Origin of the sequence: Klebsiella ornithinolytica NBRC 105727 = ATCC 31898, from assembly GCF_001598295.1 — a bacterium.
GTDB classification, from domain to species: Bacteria; Pseudomonadota; Gammaproteobacteria; order Enterobacterales; family Enterobacteriaceae; genus Klebsiella; species Klebsiella ornithinolytica.
The window spans coordinates 26,781-43,682 of record NZ_BCYR01000018.1 but is presented as its reverse complement, the minus strand read 5'-3'; the positions used below and the strand labels follow the sequence as shown (position 1 = coordinate 43,682).

Sequence of the window (16,902 nt, the reverse complement as noted above, 5' to 3'; positions counted from 1 at the left end):
GGCTTCCCGGCCAGCACAGCCTGACCGGGGAGCTATCGCTACGAACGCAACGGCAGGGTAAAGCGGAAGCTGGCCCCTGCCGGCACATCGACCAGGTGAATATCACCGCCGTGCAGCTGCAGCATTCGCCGCACAATCATCAGCCCCAACCCGCCCCGTGATTCCGGGCTCTGACCGGGTTCAAGCACTGAAGGCCGTTCAAACAATGTCGCCCGCAGCTCGCCGGCAACTCCGGGACCGCTATCGGCTACCTCAACCACCATCTCCGCCCCCTGCTGACGGGCCGTCAGGCTGATACTGCCGCCATCCGGCGTGTGGCGAATCGCGTTATCCAGTAAATTGGTCAACACCCGCTCCATCATCGATAAATCCGCCACCACCGGCGGCAATCCCCCGGCCAGCGAGAGCTGTAATCGGATGTGGCGGGTGGCAATCGCCAGATCGAACTTCTGCGCCACGTCCTGGACCAGCTCCGCCAGCACAAATTTCTCCGGCTGCAGCTTGATCCCGCCATGTTCGAGGCGCGCCAGCTCAAACAGCTGCTGAGAAAGAGAGCGGACTTTATTCCCCTGGCGCAGCGCAATATTGAGGTAGCGCTTGCTCTCTTCCACGCTCAGCCGATCGGCTTTCAACGTCAGCGTCTCCAGATAACCCAGCAGCGAAGTCAGCGGAGTCCGCAGATCGTGAGAAATATTGGCGATAAATTCACGCCGCTGACGATCGCTGTCGGCCAGTCGATCCCACTGTCCGGCGATCTGCCGGGCCAGGTCGATAAACCGGTTATGCAGGATCGCCACTTCATTACCGGGATGCGGCTCCGGCGCTTGCGCCGCCAGCAGTTTAATCGCCCCGATGCTGTCTTCTCCGGGGATCCCCACCTGTGCGGTCAGCTGACGTACCGGGCGCGTCACCCAATACCAGGCAAGGCCGCCGGCGAGCAGACCAAACAGGGCCACCAGCAGCAGCGTCCAGATCAGCAGACTACCCAGCGTCTTCTGCCAGGCGCTGGCCGCCAGCTCATTAAAGGTTTCCCCTTGCAGGATAATATAGAGATAGCCGCGCAGCTGGCCGTCGACATTCAACGGCGCCACGCTGAAGACCTTGCGCTGATCCTGGCTACGCGGATCGTCACCGTACACCGGCCAGGTGCCGCCGGAGAGAAACGTCTGTATCGGCACGATGTCAACGCGCTGGCGTTTGATATGGCCCGGCGGCGCAGCATCGGCCAGCAGCTCGCCGTCAGGAGAGACCAGATAGAGTTCGACGCTGGGGTTGAAGACCATCAGCCGATCGAAAAGCGGTTTCAGCGCCTCGCGATTGACCTGGCCCTGCGCATCGAGCAGCGGTTCACGGGCAACAATCTGCTGCGCCAGCCCGACCGAAAGACGTTGGACCATCGCATTACCGTATTGCGCGCTGCTGTACAGCTGAACCGCACAGACCGCCGCCGCGCAAAGCAGCAGCAGCGAAGTAAACACCAGCGCCAGGCGCTGGCTCAGGCTTAACCGGCGCATCATTGCCCCGCTCCTTGACGCGCAGGCGCGAATTTATAGCCCTTGCCCCAGACCGTCAGAATGATTTCCGGCTCCGCCGGGTCGCGTTCGATTTTACTGCGCAGACGGTTGATATGCGTATTGACCGTATGCTCATAGCCTTCATGCTGGTAGCCCCAGACGCGGTCAAGCAGAGCCAGACGAGAAAAGACCTCGCCGGGATGGCGGGCAAAGTAGTACAGCAGATCAAATTCGCGCGGCGTTAAATCCACCGGCTCACCGTGCAGTCTGATTTCGCGCGAAAGCGGGTCGATGCTCAGGCCGTGGCAATCGATACGCCCGGAATCCATCAGCAAATTAAGCCCCATCGCCTCCTGGCGACGAAACAGCGCTTTGACTCGCGCGACCAGTTCAATAACCGAAAACGGTTTGGCCAGGTAGTCGTCCGCCCCCATCTCCAGTCCCAGCACGCGGTGCGTCTCGCTGGAGCGGGCGCTGATAATAATCACCGGCAGATAGCGGGTCATCTGGCGAATGCGCCGGCAAATCTCCAGCCCATCGACGTTGGGCAGCATCAGGTCAAGAATCGCCGCATCCCAGCCGCCCTTTTCCAGCTGCACCAGCGCCTGGGCGCCGTCCGCTTCATGCACAATCTGATATCCCTCATCCTGCAGATTTAAACGCAGCAACGCGGCAATATCGTCGTCATCTTCGACCAACAGGATTTTCTTTGCCATGGGTAGTGCTCCGCTCATTTCACGCCGTTATTAGCCAAGCTTACCCGATTTACGCCGGCAGAAGAGTTCACATTTTGTTTAAACTTCGCGAACCAGCAGCGTCAGCACTTCGTAGTGGGCGGTGTGGGGGAACATATCAAACAGCTGCACCCGCTCAACCCGATAGCCCGGCAGCCGCGCGATATCTTTCGCCATCGTCTGCGCGTTACAGCTGGAGTAGATAATAAAGGGCGGCGCCATACGGCATAAATAGTCGCACAGCTCGCGGCCGATCCCACGGCGCGGCGGGTTGACCAGCACCAGGTCAGGAATCTCGCCCTCAGCGGTGGCAAACTGCGTCGAGTCCAGCGCCTGAAAATGAAGGTTGGTCAGGCCCAGTTCGGCGGCAGACTGCTTCGCGCTGGCGATCGCCTCCGGCGCAATCTCAATCCCGGTCAGGCGCATTTCCGGCGTGGCGCAGTGCAGGCCAAAGCCCCCCACTCCGCAGAACAGGTCCCACATATGATTGACCGGCAGCTGGCGTACCCAATCGCGGGCGGTCGCATACAGCTGGCCGGCAACGGCAGGATTCGTTTGAAAGAAGCTCTGCGGGCGGATCCACAGCGGTACGCCGTTAAAGTTTTCCGCCAGCGCCGCCTGCTCGCTGAGGAGAATCTCCTCTTCGCCTTCCATAATGGCCATATGCACCGGCTGAATATTGGCGGTAATCACCTTCAACTGCGGCAGCTGCGCCTGCAGCCACGGCAGCGCGGCGCGGAGCTGCGCAAGTTTCGTCGGGGAACGCAGCACAAAACGCAGCATCATGCCGCCATCCAGCTGGCTTTCCGTTAACAGCAGATACTTCAGCTCGCCGCGCCTGCGGGCAACGTTATAGGGCGTTAATCCGGCGCGGGCGATAAACGGTTTCAGCACGGCAAATACCGCTGCAAAACTGGCCGGATAGAGCGGACAGTCGGTCAGGTCTTCCGGGCTGCCATCGCGGTGCAGCATCCCCAGCAGCGGACGTTCAACGCTGCCGCTGACCACCATTTTAGCTTTGTTGCGAAAACCGGCTTCCGGGCCGGAAACCGGCTCAAACCATGTCGCCACCGGGCTGTCCGCCAACAGCGTTCTGAGATCGGCCATTTTACTGGCGAGCTGTTGTGTTAACGGCCGTTCCAGCCACTGACAGGAGCGACAGCGGCCCGCGTCATAGAGTGCGCAGTGCATAAAAAGACCTTCCAGAAATCAGGGGCGGGGATTGTATCACCGTTATTGCAGTCGGAAAAACCGTCGACACGACGCCGGAACAAACAGCAGCGCCAGCACCAGCAAATCGGGCAGTTTTTGCATCACCAGAGAACGCAGAATTTCACGTTTTGACTCGCCGGCAATACTGAACAGCTCCGGGTAGCCGTACCCCAGCGAGGCCGCCCAGAGATAAGCGGTGACGGTAATTTGCGTCAGGAGAAAGATCCAGCGCGCCAGATTACGCCCTTTTACCAGTGAAAATGCGCACCAGATCTCAATAAAGACCAGCAACAGGCTGGAGAGAAACACCAGCGTCAAGGTCCATGTCTGCACGCTACGCTGAATAAACGCCTCTATCCCACCGATACCCAGCTGATTCAGGATCATCAGCAGATCCACGGCACGAATCAAAATAATGGCGAACGCCGCCACCTGCACCACTGCAGGGACGTTAAGACGCGCATGAGATGAACGAGTTTTTGTAAACAGTCCCAACGGAAACGTCTTCCATGAAAACGGCGTCGCACTATCGCGACGCCGATACCAGTTTTACCGTAGATTTTAGGGGCTTCAGCTCCGTCTTGCACGCTGGATATCGCGCACCCGCTGCTTTTCTGCGCGCGCCATCAAATACCAGGCGATAAAACCAACAATGCCGACTACGCCGAGGATTAAGGTTGCCAGGGCGTTGATTTCCGGGTTCACCCCCATACGCACGCTGGAGAAGACCAGCATCGGCAAGGTGGTGGCGCCCGGGCCGGAAACAAAGCTGGCGATGACCAGATCGTCCAGCGATAAGGTAAACGCCAGCAGCCAGCCGGAGATAACCGCCGGCATGATCATCGGCAGCGTAATGATGAAAAAGACCTTCAGCGGCGGCGCGCCTAAATCCATCGCCGCCTCCTCAATCGAGTGGTCCAGTTCACGCAGCCGCGACGAGATCACCACCGCCACGTAGGCGGTACAGAAGGTCACGTGCGCCAGCCAGATGGTCAACATGCCGCGATCCGACGGCCAGCCGATGGCATGCCCGAGCGCCACAAACAGCAGCAGCAGCGACAGCCCGGTAATGACATCCGGCATCACCAGCGGCGCCGTAATCATAAAGGCAAAGCCGTTTGATCCCCGAAAGCGACCAAAGCGCACCATCACGACCGCGGCAATCGTCCCCAGAATCGCCGCCGCCGTCGCCGCACAGGTCGCGATGGTCAGACTCAGCCCGACGGCGCTCATCATCGCATCATCATGGAACAATTCGCTGTACCAGCGCGTCGACCACCCCGCCCACACCGTCACCAGCTTCGAGCTGTTGAATGAGTAAATCACCAGCATTAGCATCGGTGCATATAAAAAGGTAAAGCCGAGTACGAGGATTAAAATTCGCCACGGCGAACGGACTACCGGCAAATCGTTCATCCATGATCCCCCATCTGTTTTTGCTGATGTTTGTGGAACCACATAATCGGCACGATCAGCAGGAGCAGCATCACGATGGCCACCGCCGAGGCGACCGGCCAGTCGCGGTTATTAAAGAACTCCTGCCACAGGACCCGCCCGATCATAATACTGTCCGGACCGCCCAGCAGTTCCGGGATCACGAACTCCCCAACCGCCGGGATAAAAACCAGCATCGAACCGGCGATAATCCCGCCTTTGGTCAACGGGACGATCACCTGGAAGAAGGTTTTCAGCGGCCGGGCGCCCAGATCCAGCGACGCTTCCACCAGCGAGTAGTCGATCCGCGTCAGCGCGGTATAAATGGGCAGCACCATAAACGGCAGATAGGCGTAAACAATGCCGATATAGACCGCCAGGTTGGTATGCAGGATCTCCAGCGGCTGGTCGATGACCCCCAGCCACAGCAGGAAGTTATTCAACACGCCGTTGCTTTTCAGCAGCCCCATCCACGCATAAACGCGGATCAGGAATGAGGTCCACGATGGCAGGATCACCAGCAGCAGCAGAATATTTCGCGTGGACGGTTTGCTGTGCGCCACCGCCCATGCCAGCGGATAGCCCAGCAGCAGACAGCAGAACGTCGAAATCCCCGCCACCTGCAGCGACTGCAGATAGGCTTCGAAATAGAGCGGATCGTCGGTCAGCTGCAGGAAGTTGCCGAGGTTCAGCGTCAGCGTGAGCTGGCCGTCCGCCCACTCCCACAGATCGGTGTAGGGCGGGATCGCCCTCGCCATCTCCGCCAGGCTGATTTTAAAGACGATCAGGAACGGCAGCAGAAACAGCAGGATCAGCCACAGATAGGGCAGCGCAATCACCAGCTTGCGCCCATGCGCCATCTGCAACCGCGTGAGCCATTGGGCAAAACCGCCCGTTTTCTTCACCCCGGCCGGTGGTTGTAATACACTCATCGCCCTCTCCTTACACCGTCAGAACAACGCAGCTGTCGGCATCCCAGCACAAACGCACTTCATCACCCCAGGTTGGCGTACCTTTACGATGACGATGTTCGTTCTGCAGCTGGGCGCTGATCATCTGCCCGCTTTTGAGGCGTACGTGGTAGATAGACAGATCGCCGAGATAGGCGATATAGATCACCTCTCCTACCGCAAAGTTGTAGCCATCCGCCGGCGGCTCATCGCAGAGCATGATTTTTTCCGGGCGCAGAGCGACCCACACCGGCACATTATCGATAACGGACGCATCAGGATCGACTTTCAGCGGGTGCGTCAGCCCCGGCGAGCTCAGCACCAGACCATCTTCCAGACGATCTTTTACCACCCCTTCAAACACGTTGACCGAGCCGATAAATTCCGCACTGTAGCGGGTTGTCGGATGCTCGTAGATCTCCTCCGGCTCGCCGATTTGCACGAACTTCCCGCGGTTCATAATGGCGATACGTCCCGCCATGGTCATCGCCTCTTCCTGATCGTGGGTCACCATGACGCAGGTGGCCCCCACGCGTTCGAGGATATCCACCACTTCCAGCTGCATGCGGTCACGGAGCTTTTTATCCAGCGCGCCCATCGGCTCATCCAACAGCAGCAGTTTTGGTCGTTTCGCCAGGCTACGGGCCAGCGCCACGCGCTGACGCTGACCGCCGGAAAGCTGATGCGGTTTACGTTTGGCGAACTCCTGCATATGCACCAGCGCCAGCATCTCCTGCACCCGGCTGGCGATTTCGGCTTTCGGCAGCTTGTCCTGCTTCAGCCCAAAGGCAATGTTCTGCTCCACCGTCATATGGGGGAACAGCGCGTAGGACTGGAACATCATATTGATCGGCCGCTGATAGGGCGGTACGCGCGACAGGTCAACGCCATCGAGCATAATTTGCCCGGCCGTCGGCTCCTCAAAGCCGGCCAGCATACGCAGCAGCGTCGATTTGCCGCAGCCGGATGCGCCCAGCAGTGCGAAGATTTCACCTTTATAAATCGTGAGGTTGACGTCATCGACGGCGTGCTGCCCGTCGAAAGACTTCGTCAGATTACGGATTTCCAGCAGCGGGGTCAGCGCTTTGGGGGTTTTCGCTTGTGGGCGGGGAATTGCGTCGTTCACTCAGGTGCTCTCCGGCAAAAAACTACCACCGTATGGCCCGGTTGCCATACATTGAACTTTACAGTGCAGGTGCACCATCCTGGTGCATGTTTTCGCTGCACTTTAATCCGTTTGTTGCCCGGCCGCGTGGAGCATCCACCCGGCCGGGTCAGACCTTTTCAGGCCCGGTGAACCGGGCCATCAGGTTTTATTTCCCGCTTTTGACTTTCGTCCACGCACGCGTGCGTACGCGGTCGATTTTCGGATCCTGCACCTTCAGGGTGAACAGTTTGGCGAACACATCGGCCGGCGGGTAGATAGCCGGGTTATTACGGATGGTTTCGCTCACCAGCGGCGTGGAGGCTTTGTTGCCGTTAGCGTAGTACACCTGATCGCTGATTTTGGCGATCACTTCCGGGCGCATCAGATAGTTAAGGAACTGATAAGCCTCATCTTTGTTTTTCGCATCCGCCGGCATCGCGAAGACATCAAAGAACGCCAGCGCCCCCTCTTTTGGAATGAAGTAGGAGACGTTCACACCGTTCTTGGCTTCTTTTGCCCGGTTCGCCGCCTGCCAGACGTCGCCAGCCCAGCCGATGGCGACGCAGATATCGCCGTTAGCAAGGTCGTTAATATATTGCGAGGAGTGGAAGTAGCGGATATTCGGCCGCAGTTTCAGCAGCAGGTCGGTCGCCGGACCGGTGTAATCATCGGCTTTTGTGCTGTTCGGATCTTTGCCCAGATAGTTCAGGACGGTGGCAAAAATCTCTTCCGGTGCATCGAGGAAGGAGACGCCGCAGCTTTTCAGTTTTTCAAGGTTCTCCGGCTTAAGCACCAGATCCCAGCTATTCAGCGGCGCATCTTTACCGAGTACGGCTTTCACTTTATCGACGTTATAGCCAATGCCGGTGGTCGCCCACAGATACGGCATCGCGTACTTGTTATCCGGGTCGTGTTTGGCGACCAGCTTGAGGACTTCCGGGTCAAGATTCTTCCAGTTTGGCAGCTTGCTCTTGTCCAGCGGCTGGAAGACTCCTGCCGCCAGCTGACGTTCAAGAAAGCTGGCGGACGGGACCACCAGGTCAAAGCCGGTGCTGCCCGCCATTAATTTGCCTTCCAGCACTTCGTTGGAATCAAAAACGTCGTACACCACTTTAATGCCGGTCTCTTTTTCAAAATTTGCCACCGTATCCGGCGCAATATAATCAGACCAGTTATAAACATGCAGGGTTTTTTGTTCAGCGGCGAGTGAACCGGCAGAGACGGCCATCAACGCACCCGTAACCAGACCTGTTAACCATTTTTTACCAAAGGCGGTCATATCTCTTTTTCCTTCTCAATGCCCGCTAACAAGCGGGCTTAATATACGCACTTGTCTGCATGCAATAATCATGCATATTTTCTCATTGCCTAAGAAAAGGAGAGAGGACCTCTCCCGGAATGGTTGCCCGCAACTGGAAGCATCGTCAGAATAACTGTAGCCAGAATAAGAGGCTATAGCCCAGGTAAAATAACGCCTTTTATCAATTTTTTATGCAGTAACGGTCTACGTGATAAGCCAAAAGCGGCTGAATGGCGGTGAAAAATTCTTTAAGGGAAGGTTAAATGCAGAATAAAAGCACGTAATACGCAGCCGCTATGGCAGTGGCTGCGCTATTCATCGACAGGCTTAGTGAAGAAAATGGTGCTGAATATCTTCAGCGACGTACTCTTCTTCTTCGGCTTTATAGAGTACCTGGTTGGCGGCTGCTTCGAGGATAACCATAGAGATCTGCTCTTCGCTCTGACGGAAGAACCAGCCAAACTGTTCGACGGTAATGCCGACGCCAACGGATAGCGCCTGACACACCACCAGTTTAGGCAGATTGTCATCCTGAATATCGAGGAAGGCTTTGACGGTCAACGAACTGGCGTTAATTGCCGAAAGATCTGCGGAAAGCCCGAGCAGCGCCGAAGGCTTCACTTCCGCCAGAGCAGAAAAGAGCACGACGTTATCCACCAGATCGAGCTTCGCATCAAAAATGCCGTCGAAATTCTGCATATGCGGCAGATGCAAGGCCTGGCAGGAATCACACTCAAAGAAGTTGATGCCTAACTCATCGAGCCAGTGACGTAGCGTATCCAGACCCGGAACGACCAGTGAATCCATATGACCTGTGACCTCTTACTGTAGAAAAACGACGCCATAGCTTACGCAAAAAACGCAGCGCATACCATGAAAGTGTCGCCCGCGCCGGTTATCCGCCCATTTTCAGACAAAATTCTGGCGTGGCCTGACGCTCAATCCAGGCGATCATGCGCCCGGCAATATCAATTCCGGTGGTCGTTTCAATGCCCTCCAGACCCGGAGAGGCGTTCACTTCCATGACCAGCGGCCCACGGGTCGCGCGAAGGATATCCACCCCGGCGACATCCAGCCCCAGGGTTTGCGCCGCCCTGATGGCCATCTCACGTTCCTGATCGCTGATCGTGGCCACCGTCGCCACACCGCCGCGGTGCAGGTTAGAGCGGAAATCGCCCTCTTTCGCCCGCCGCTCGATCGCCGCCACCACTTCATTACCCACGACCAGGCAGCGGACATCCCGCCCTTTCGCCTCGGCGATATACTCCTGAACCAGAATATGCGCATTCAGGCCGCGGAAAGCGTCGATCACGCTCTCTGCCGCCTGGCGGGTCTCCGCCAGCACCACCCCGATGCCCTGCGTCCCTTCCACCAGTTTGACCACCAGCGGCGCGCCGCCGACCATGGCAATCAGGTCGCTGGTATCATCCGGAGAGTGCGCGATCCCGGTCAGCGGCAGATCGATGCCCTGCCGCGCCAGCAGCTGCAGCGAGCGCAGCTTGTCGCGGGCGCGGGTTATCGCCACCGATTCATTGAGCGGATAGCTGCCGAGCAGTTCAAACTGACGAAGGGCAGCGGTCCCGTAATAGGTAATCGCCGAACCAATGCGCGGGATCACGGCATCGAAATGCGGGAGCTGACGTCCTTTATAGTGAATCGATGAGGCCACCGGACTCACGTTCATATAGCAGGAAAGCGGATCGAGGATTTCCACCTGGTGGCCGCGTTTTTGCGCGGCTTCGCGCAGGCGACGACATGAATAAAGCGTTCCATCCCGGGATAATATAGCAATTTTCACCCTGCACCTCTGCAACAAGGCCCGCTCCGGCGGGCCTGCAATATGTTAATTGCGCCACGACCGCCCGGTGCACCAAATGGCGGGGCGGAAAGCAGGCAGCAGTGTACACGCAATCAGCGCGTTGCCCACCCCTGCTTATGCAGATATTCGAGAATAAACGGGCGACTTTCTTTAATGATAGTGCGGCGAATATGGTCGCTCCAGGTATCACGGCGGGTGTTGCTGCCGCGCGACAGGTAGTATTGCGCCATCTGCTCATCATATTGCGCCAGCACTGCCTCATCCACCGGCTGGTACGCATTTTCATGCACCAGCATAGCGGCGGGCATACGCGGCTTCACCTCAGGGTTATCGGCAGGCCATCCCAGACACAGACCAAACAGCGGCAGGACGTGCTGTGGCAATTTCAGCAGTTCGGTCACCTCTTCAATGCTATTGCGGATCCCACCGATATAGACGCCGCCGAGGCCCAGGGATTCGGCGGCAACCAGCGCATTTTGCGCCATCATTGCGGTATCCACCGCCCCCAGCAGCAGCTGTTCGGCCAGCCCGAGCCGGGCATCCGGACAGATTTGCAGCAGACGGTTAAAGTCGGCGCAAAATACCCAGAATTCCGCCGCGCGCGCCACGTGCTGCTGGCCGCCGCTCATCGTGACCAGCTGCTGACGAAGCTGAGGATCGGTGACGCGAATAATAGAGCTGCATTGTAAAAAGCTCGAGCTCGAGGCCCCCTGCGCGCTGGCGATAATAGCTTCGCGCTGTTCGTCGCCGATCGGCGCATCGGTGAAGTGGCGGATGGAGCGGTGGCTACGCAGCAGATCAATGGTCGGCGTCATCTTGTTTTTCTCTGTCTGATGAAGAAGTTGGTTTTGGAGTGTGAGTCAGCTGCGGCGCGACGATCCTGGCCATTCGCCACATTAATGCTATCGCGGCCGGGAGCATCAGCAGGATCCCGGAAAAGATCATCAGCATCGCCGCCGTCGGGCTGGAAAACGGCGCCGGCAGCTGCAGGTACTGATTGAGCGAGAGCCAGGCGAGGGTCAACAGCGCAATCCCGATGATCTCTACCACCAGAACGCTTTTCGGCAAAACGGCAGGCGATCGCATAGCTCAGCTCTCCTCCAGTCAATATTATTCGCGCGCTCTCCTGGCTAATCGCGCGCGGCAGACACAGTATAATGATTTAACCACGAAGACATTTATCAAACATAGCCTTAAACCATCGAAGAAAAAGGCAGAACCTTCTTTTCCTCGCCGGCATAACGCGTCATCATAGCGGTCATTCGCCATCCGGCTGAGATTTAAGGAGAGAAAGTATGTTTACCGTTATTTTTGGTCGTCCTGGTTGCCCGTATTGTGTTCGCGCCAAAGAGCTGGCAGAGAAACTGACCAATGAACGCGATGACTTCAACTACCGCTACGTTGATATTCACGCCGAAGGCATCAGCAAGAGCGACCTGGAAAAGACCGTAGGTAAACCGGTTGAGACCGTTCCGCAGATTTTTGTCGATCAAAAACATATCGGCGGCTGCACTGATTTTGAAGCCTGGGCGAAAGAGAATCTCGGTCTGTTTGCCTGAGCCGACTCATTTCTCTGACGAATGATTGCGTCTGGTATCCAGCCAGGCGCAGATAAACAGAAAGCACAGCGCGCCCAGCGCGCACCAGAACACCGCGCTAAACAGCCACGCCAGCTGTTGCCAGAAGGTACGCTGAGCCGCAAAAAAAATCCGCATGATCAGCAGACAGACGGGGGTAGCCAGAATTGCCCCCACCAGCGGCTGGATGACGCGTCGCCCCGGAGAGAGGCAGCTGGCGGCCGCACCGGGCAGCAAAAAATAGAGCAGTCCAACCTCAGGATTACCGGTAGCCCGAAAGACGCCTTTCATATGCAGTAACAGCAATAAACACACTACGATAAACAGAAAGAACCCACAGGTAATACCCACCCAGGCACGCTCAGATTTCACAATATCCTCCTGATTCTGCTTCTAACCCACTTCAATTCGTCCAGTCAGATAAAGCATTCCGGCAATCCATGCCAATTTAGCTCCCCATCGGCGTAAAAACGATTGTGACTAGCCGCAGCATCCAGGAAGGATTAAACTACCGGCTCTGTTTTTACTGGTTATAACGGGATGCCAGAACAGGGTTCGGGACAACGCGAACACTGGACCAACCTTAGACCAAATAACCATTTCCTTCAACAACTTACTAGTAAATGAGAAGTTGGCTTTCGTGAATATAAACGTCGCAGATTTGTTAAACGGGAATTACATCCTGTTATTATTCGTTGTACTTGCCCTGGGGCTTTGTCTCGGGAAACTTCGTCTCGGGTCAGTACAACTTGGTAATTCTATTGGCGTTTTAGTGGTTTCATTATTATTAGGTCAGCAGCATTTCAGTATTAACACTGATGCGCTAAATCTGGGCTTTATGCTGTTTATTTTTTGCGTTGGCGTGGAAGCGGGTCCCAACTTTTTTTCTATTTTTTTCCGCGACGGAAAAAACTATCTGATGCTCGCCCTGGTGATGGTCGGCAGCGCGATGCTGCTGGCGATGGGGCTGGGAAAACTGTTCGGCTGGGACATCGGCCTGACCGCCGGGATGCTCGCAGGCGCGATGACGTCAACGCCGGTGCTGGTCGGTGCGGGGGATACGCTACGGCACTTTGGCCTGCCCAGCGATCGGCTGGCGCTCTCCCTCGACCACCTGAGTCTGGGCTACGCCCTGACCTATCTGATTGGTCTCGTCAGTCTGATCGTCGGCGCGCGCTATATGCCGAAGCTGCAGCATCAGGATCTGCAAACCAGCGCCCAGCAGATTGCGCGTGAACGCGGACTCGATACCGACTCCAAACGTAAAGTCTATCTGCCGGTGATCCGTGCCTATCGCGTCGGCCCGGAGCTGGTCGCCTGGGCTGACGGTAAAAATCTGCGCGAGCTGGGGATTTATCGGCAAACCGGCTGCTACATTGAGCGTATTCGCCGTAACGGTATTCTGGCGAACCCGGATGGCGATGCCGTCCTGCAGATGGGCGATGATATCGCGCTGGTGGGTTATCCGGACGCCCATGCCCGCCTTGATCCCAGCTTCCGTAACGGCAAAGAGGTCTTCGACCGCGATCTGCTGGATATGCGCATCGTCACCGAAGAGATCGTGGTGAAAAACCACAACGCCGTAGGCCGCCGTCTGGCCCAGCTGAAGCTGACCGATCACGGCTGCTTCTTAAACCGCGTCATCCGCAGCCAGATTGAAATGCCGATCGACGATAACGTGGTGCTCAACAAAGGCGACGTGTTACAGGTCAGCGGCGATGCGCGACGCGTCAAAACCGTTGCCGACCGTATCGGCTTTATCTCCATTCACAGCCAGGTGACCGACCTGCTTGCCTTCTGCGCCTTCTTTATCGTCGGGCTGATGATCGGCATGATCACCTTCCAGTTCAGCTCTTTCAGCTTTGGTATCGGTAACGCGGCGGGGCTGCTGTTTGCCGGGATTATGCTCGGTTTCCTGCGCGCCAACCACCCGACCTTCGGCTATATTCCGCAGGGCGCGCTCAATATGGTGAAAGAGTTCGGCCTGATGGTCTTTATGGCCGGGGTCGGTCTGAGCGCCGGCGCCGGGATTGGCCACGGCCTGGGCGCCATCGGCGGCCAGATGCTGGCGGCGGGTCTGATCGTCAGCCTGGTGCCGGTGGTGATTTGCTTCTTGTTTGGCGCCTATGTGCTGCGTATGAACCGCGCGATGTTGTTTGGCGCCATGATGGGGGCGCGCACCTGCGCCCCGGCGATGGAAATTATCAGCGACACCGCGCGCAGCAACATTCCGGCGCTGGGCTACGCGGGCACCTATGCGATTGCCAACGTGCTGCTGACCCTGGCGGGGACGCTGATTGTCATCATCTGGCCAGGGCTACAGTAAATATTTAAGAAAAAAATGGATAGAGGCAGAACTTTTCTCTTGGGCATCAGTCATAAGTAGTGCCACTGCTTTTCTTTGATGTCCCCATTTTGTGGAGCCCATCAACCCCGCCATTTTGGTTCAAGGTTGATGGGTTTTTTGTTGCCTGAATTTTATGATGTTTAAAATTATTCGGTTACAACCGCCAGGCGGTACCATTGGCGATAGCCCGGCGACCGCCGCCGCCACCTCAGCCAGGCATCTTCCCTGGACCTGCTCCTCACCCCACCATTTCTGTTGTCCCAGAACTCATGGATGCGTTGCCCTCCCCTGACCCCGCGGGTGATGTACACTGATACGCCGGGTGAAGCGCCGAGTTGCACACGTCATCAGCAAAGAACAGAGCGATCCGCTCGCGACGCCTCCCGCTTGCCCCGCCAGTCAAATCATACTCATAAGGAATGTTCACCACAGGAGATGTTGATGCCCGCTTTCCAACCTGATGTTATTTCTGAGTTCTCCGGCGCGCCGCTGAGCACAACTGTCGCGGCCCTGACCGTTCTCGCTTTTCTGTTCCAGCCATTGCGAAAAGCCGTCAATGGGATTTTCAAATATAAAAAAGGCCACGGCAGCGTATTAAAGAATGCGGGGGTGCCCCCCTTCATTTTGAACTTCTTTGCCATCTCCATCCCATTGAAAAAATTGCCCTCGACAGGCTGGCCCGAGAAATTAATCACCCTCTTGTTCTCAGCTCTTTTTGCATGGTCTTTGTGGTATTTTGTCCCACCGCTTGTGCAAACCTTTATCGCCCCGCCAGACACGGCACTGTTGATTTGGAAAAAGTCAGGCGATCGCTTTTACATCTCCAGAACCGCAGCCACGGAGGCTACGCTGCTGACGCCCCCTCGCTGGACCGTCACAGCCAACGACTGTCAAGCCAATAAAGCCCCGACGAAAAACACCGCCAGCGTCCTGGATCGCGAATATCGTGACGATCTTTGCCGCTTGCTGACAACAGCCGAAGGCAAGGAGTATTTAGAAGAATCAATTAAAAACTTCGAAAAAGATAAAATCTTCACTTACTCATCCATTTTTATTATTGAATTTATGCTGCTATGGCTGCTGTTGGGATTCATGTTAATGATTCACTACACCAATAAAGTCAGGCACTTTATTTTGCTTGAACAACAAAAAGCGATTCATTGCGTCCAGGGCAACTTCGCGGCGACAGGTATCTACGCCATCTATCAGGAGCTGGAGGAGAGAGACGCTCGCAGACCCCGGCGGTAACTGCATGCTCCATCGCATTGGCATCCTTCCGGTTATTGCTCATACTTTGACCAGCTCAGTCCGGTGAGAGGTAAAGGCGATGCTGGTGAAAGATAAAGTTGCCGTCATCTTCGGCGGTAGCGGTGCGATAGGCTCCGCCGTGGCGCATGCTATGGCGCGCGAGGGGGCGCGAGTCTACCTCGGCGCTCGCGATCGGAAGAAGCTGGATCGGGTGGCGGATGACATTCGTGCCGCGGGCGGCAGGGCCGAGACCTTTGTCGTTGATGTCCTCGATGAGCGATCGACCGGCGAGCGGATAGCGCAGCTGACGCAGCGCAGCGGCGGGCTCGATATCGTCATCAATGCTACCGGCTTCGTCCATAATCAAGGCAAGGAGATCACGACGCTCTCCCTCGCCGAGTTTATGCAGGGCATCACCCCGTTCCTGGCGGCCCAGTTCAACCTGGCGAAAGCCGTTATCCCCCATATGGGCGGCGCTCGCCCGGGCGCCATTATCACCGTCGTGGCTCCGGCGGCAACAATGGCCATGCCGGGCCACCTGGGCCATATCGTCGGTTGTGCGGGTAGCGAAGCCTTTATCAAAGCGCTCGCCAGCGAACTGGGGCCGAAGAATATCCGCGTCCTCGGCGTGCGCTCGCACGCCATTACCGGTGCGGTTGAGGCCGGCTCTTACACCGCGGAAGTCTTTGCGGCAAAAGCGCAGGCGATGGGATTGACGGTCGAACAGTGGGTTGGCGGTGCGGCACACAGCACCATGCTCAAACGTTTGCCGACGCTGGCGCAGGTGGCGGATGTCATCACCTTTCTGGCATCCGATCGTGCCGACGCCATGACGGCAACGATGGTGAATATGACGGCCGGTGCCACTACCGGCGGATAGCCCTCGGATCTCGCAATACCTCGGCGTACAGCGCTTTATCTGGCTATTGCCCCTCTCCGGCCAGGCGTCCGACCATCAGGCGGATAGCCTGCTTTGAGAGCGGCGCGCTATCGGTGACAAAATGCAGGGTCATTCCCTCGATAAACGCATCCAGCCCGCGAGCCGTAGCCGGCTCAAACCACTGTTCCAGCGTTTGCTGACTGCGCCGCATCCAGTGCTGCATCACCGCCTTCAGCGCCGGCTGGCTGCTGCAAAACGCATACAGCTGATACATCAACTCCATATTTCGCGCGGTCGTCACCTGGGCGCTAAAGATCAGCTCGGCAATCGCATCGCAGGCCTCTTCACGGCTGCTGACCGAGGTAAAAAACTGCTGGTACTGCGCGGACATATCGCGGGTAAAAATGCGAAACGCCTCTTCTATCAGCGCGTCAATGCCGCTGAAATAGTAGGTCAGCGAGCCTAACGGGACTTCCGCACAGCTGGCAATTTTACGATGGGTTACCGCGTGAATCCCGTGGGTGGCAATGGTATCCAGCGTGGCCTGTAAAATGCGCTCCCGGCGCTGCGGATCGTTCGGTCGACGGGCCATATCTTTCCTCTTAGTCGCTGTCATGCGCAGGCAATCGGCAGCAATATCACGCTCCCAGGCGCCCGGTTCTTGTCCGAATACGCATTCTGAAGAATATGTACAAATGTACACATTCTTGCTACTGTTGTCTCCATCTTCTCATTCACAG

18 protein-coding genes are annotated in these 16,902 nt (G+C 56.9%); 4 read left to right on the top strand and 14 right to left on the bottom strand.

Annotation, left to right across the window (positions count from 1 at the left end):
* Nucleotides 1–38: 38 nt before the first annotated feature.
* From ROR01S_RS23500 to ROR01S_RS23445, 12 genes are all read right to left on the bottom strand, one after another.
* The gene (locus ROR01S_RS23500; RefSeq protein ID WP_048756116.1) at nucleotides 39–1,517 is read right to left on the bottom strand and encodes a sensor histidine kinase; all 1,479 of its coding nucleotides are present in this window, start codon (nucleotides 1,515–1,517) and stop codon (nucleotides 39–41) included.
* A complete protein-coding gene (locus ROR01S_RS23495) occupies nucleotides 1,514–2,230 on the bottom strand; it encodes a response regulator transcription factor (protein WP_004859966.1) in 717 nt (238 codons plus the stop codon). The genes ROR01S_RS23500 and ROR01S_RS23495 overlap by 4 nt, the downstream gene beginning before the upstream one ends.
* Nucleotides 2,231–2,308: 78 nt before the next feature.
* The gene (gene rlmC / locus ROR01S_RS23490; protein WP_004859963.1) at nucleotides 2,309–3,439 is read right to left on the bottom strand and encodes a 23S rRNA (uracil(747)-C(5))-methyltransferase RlmC; all 1,131 of its coding nucleotides are present in this window, start codon (nucleotides 3,437–3,439) and stop codon (nucleotides 2,309–2,311) included.
* Nucleotides 3,440–3,481: 42 nt separating this feature from the next.
* Nucleotides 3,482–3,955 (bottom strand): YbjO family protein, encoded by a 474-nt coding sequence (locus ROR01S_RS23485; RefSeq protein ID WP_032716960.1) that lies wholly within the window; start codon nucleotides 3,953–3,955, stop codon nucleotides 3,482–3,484.
* Nucleotides 3,956–4,030: 75 nt separating this feature from the next.
* A complete protein-coding gene (potI, locus tag ROR01S_RS23480; RefSeq protein ID WP_004859959.1) occupies nucleotides 4,031–4,876 on the bottom strand; it encodes a putrescine ABC transporter permease PotI in 846 nt (281 codons plus the stop codon).
* Nucleotides 4,873–5,826, bottom strand: a complete 954-nt coding sequence (potH, locus tag ROR01S_RS23475) for a putrescine ABC transporter permease PotH (protein WP_004859957.1) — start codon at nucleotides 5,824–5,826, stop codon at nucleotides 4,873–4,875. Before potH ends, potI begins: the two co-directional genes overlap by 4 nt.
* A 10-nt stretch (nucleotides 5,827–5,836) precedes the next feature.
* The gene (gene potG / locus ROR01S_RS23470) at nucleotides 5,837–6,970 is read right to left on the bottom strand and encodes a putrescine ABC transporter ATP-binding subunit PotG (protein ID WP_004859956.1); all 1,134 of its coding nucleotides are present in this window, start codon (nucleotides 6,968–6,970) and stop codon (nucleotides 5,837–5,839) included.
* A 187-nt stretch (nucleotides 6,971–7,157) separates the two neighbouring features.
* Nucleotides 7,158–8,270, bottom strand: coding sequence for a spermidine/putrescine ABC transporter substrate-binding protein PotF (gene potF / locus ROR01S_RS23465; protein WP_004859954.1), 1,113 nt, complete (start codon nucleotides 8,268–8,270; stop codon nucleotides 7,158–7,160).
* Between the two features lie 348 nt (nucleotides 8,271–8,618).
* Nucleotides 8,619–9,098 (bottom strand): type III secretion system chaperone family protein, encoded by a 480-nt coding sequence (locus ROR01S_RS23460; RefSeq protein ID WP_004859952.1) that lies wholly within the window; start codon nucleotides 9,096–9,098, stop codon nucleotides 8,619–8,621.
* An 88-nt stretch (nucleotides 9,099–9,186) separates the two neighbouring features.
* Nucleotides 9,187–10,089, bottom strand: a complete 903-nt coding sequence (gene rimK, locus ROR01S_RS23455) for a 30S ribosomal protein S6--L-glutamate ligase (protein ID WP_004859950.1) — start codon at nucleotides 10,087–10,089, stop codon at nucleotides 9,187–9,189.
* Nucleotides 10,090–10,202: 113 nt separating this feature from the next.
* Nucleotides 10,203–10,925, bottom strand: coding sequence for an oxygen-insensitive NADPH nitroreductase (gene nfsA, locus ROR01S_RS23450; RefSeq protein WP_004859949.1), 723 nt, complete (start codon nucleotides 10,923–10,925; stop codon nucleotides 10,203–10,205).
* On the bottom strand, nucleotides 10,909–11,196 hold the full coding sequence (locus ROR01S_RS23445) for a YbjC family protein (RefSeq protein WP_015584819.1): 288 nt from the start codon (nucleotides 11,194–11,196) through the stop codon (nucleotides 10,909–10,911). Before ROR01S_RS23445 ends, nfsA begins: the two co-directional genes overlap by 17 nt.
* Nucleotides 11,197–11,405: 209 nt before the next feature.
* On the opposite strand from ROR01S_RS23445, the gene ROR01S_RS23440 reads away from it, so the two are divergent.
* Nucleotides 11,406–11,669 (top strand): GrxA family glutaredoxin, encoded by a 264-nt coding sequence (locus ROR01S_RS23440; RefSeq protein ID WP_004859945.1) that lies wholly within the window; start codon nucleotides 11,406–11,408, stop codon nucleotides 11,667–11,669.
* 6 nt (nucleotides 11,670–11,675) lie between these two features.
* Here the strand turns inward: ROR01S_RS23440 and ROR01S_RS23435 are convergent, their stop codons facing one another.
* Nucleotides 11,676–12,059, bottom strand: coding sequence for an inner membrane protein YbjM (locus ROR01S_RS23435; RefSeq protein ID WP_004859943.1), 384 nt, complete (start codon nucleotides 12,057–12,059; stop codon nucleotides 11,676–11,678).
* A 268-nt stretch (nucleotides 12,060–12,327) separates the two neighbouring features.
* Here ROR01S_RS23435 and ROR01S_RS23430 point away from each other — a divergent pair, with 268 nt between their 5' ends.
* The 3 genes from ROR01S_RS23430 to ROR01S_RS23420 all read left to right on the top strand — a co-directional run bounded on the left by ROR01S_RS23430 (nucleotide 12,328) and on the right by ROR01S_RS23420 (nucleotide 16,162).
* Nucleotides 12,328–14,013: an aspartate:alanine antiporter gene (locus ROR01S_RS23430; RefSeq protein WP_004859941.1), complete on the top strand. Its 1,686-nt coding sequence runs from the start codon at nucleotides 12,328–12,330 to the stop codon at nucleotides 14,011–14,013.
* 462 nt (nucleotides 14,014–14,475) lie between these two features.
* The gene (locus ROR01S_RS23425) at nucleotides 14,476–15,282 is read left to right on the top strand and encodes a DUF6216 family protein (protein WP_064359923.1); all 807 of its coding nucleotides are present in this window, start codon (nucleotides 14,476–14,478) and stop codon (nucleotides 15,280–15,282) included.
* Between the two features lie 79 nt (nucleotides 15,283–15,361).
* Nucleotides 15,362–16,162 carry an SDR family NAD(P)-dependent oxidoreductase gene (locus ROR01S_RS23420; RefSeq protein ID WP_015584820.1) on the top strand — a complete coding sequence of 267 codons (801 nt, stop codon included), beginning with the start codon at nucleotides 15,362–15,364 and terminating at the stop codon, nucleotides 16,160–16,162.
* Nucleotides 16,163–16,205: 43 nt separating this feature from the next.
* Here the strand turns inward: ROR01S_RS23420 and ROR01S_RS23415 are convergent, their stop codons facing one another.
* Nucleotides 16,206–16,754 carry a TetR/AcrR family transcriptional regulator gene (locus ROR01S_RS23415; protein WP_004859910.1) on the bottom strand — a complete coding sequence of 183 codons (549 nt, stop codon included), beginning with the start codon at nucleotides 16,752–16,754 and terminating at the stop codon, nucleotides 16,206–16,208.
* Nucleotides 16,755–16,902: the final 148 nt, after the last annotated feature.

Coding starts and splice junctions, on each gene's coding strand:
- ROR01S_RS23500 (WP_048756116.1), bottom strand. CDS start 1,517: ATGATGCGCCGGTTAAGCCTGAGCCAGCGCCTGGCGCTGGTGTTTACT.
- ROR01S_RS23495 (WP_004859966.1), bottom strand. CDS start 2,230: ATGGCAAAGAAAATCCTGTTGGTCGAAGATGACGACGATATTGCCGCG.
- ROR01S_RS23415 (WP_004859910.1), bottom strand. CDS start 16,754: ATGGCCCGTCGACCGAACGATCCGCAGCGCCGGGAGCGCATTTTACAG.
- potI (WP_004859959.1), bottom strand. CDS start 4,876: ATGAACGATTTGCCGGTAGTCCGTTCGCCGTGGCGAATTTTAATCCTC.
- ROR01S_RS23440 (WP_004859945.1), top strand. CDS start 11,406: ATGTTTACCGTTATTTTTGGTCGTCCTGGTTGCCCGTATTGTGTTCGC.
- ROR01S_RS23420 (WP_015584820.1), top strand. CDS start 15,362: ATGCTGGTGAAAGATAAAGTTGCCGTCATCTTCGGCGGTAGCGGTGCG.
- rlmC (WP_004859963.1), bottom strand. CDS start 3,439: ATGCACTGCGCACTCTATGACGCGGGCCGCTGTCGCTCCTGTCAGTGG.
- potF (WP_004859954.1), bottom strand. CDS start 8,270: ATGACCGCCTTTGGTAAAAAATGGTTAACAGGTCTGGTTACGGGTGCG.
- ROR01S_RS23445 (WP_015584819.1), bottom strand. CDS start 11,196: ATGCGATCGCCTGCCGTTTTGCCGAAAAGCGTTCTGGTGGTAGAGATC.
- nfsA (WP_004859949.1), bottom strand. CDS start 10,925: ATGACGCCGACCATTGATCTGCTGCGTAGCCACCGCTCCATCCGCCAC.
- ROR01S_RS23460 (WP_004859952.1), bottom strand. CDS start 9,098: ATGGATTCACTGGTCGTTCCGGGTCTGGATACGCTACGTCACTGGCTC.
- ROR01S_RS23425 (WP_064359923.1), top strand. CDS start 14,476: ATGCCCGCTTTCCAACCTGATGTTATTTCTGAGTTCTCCGGCGCGCCG.
- potH (WP_004859957.1), bottom strand. CDS start 5,826: ATGAGTGTATTACAACCACCGGCCGGGGTGAAGAAAACGGGCGGTTTT.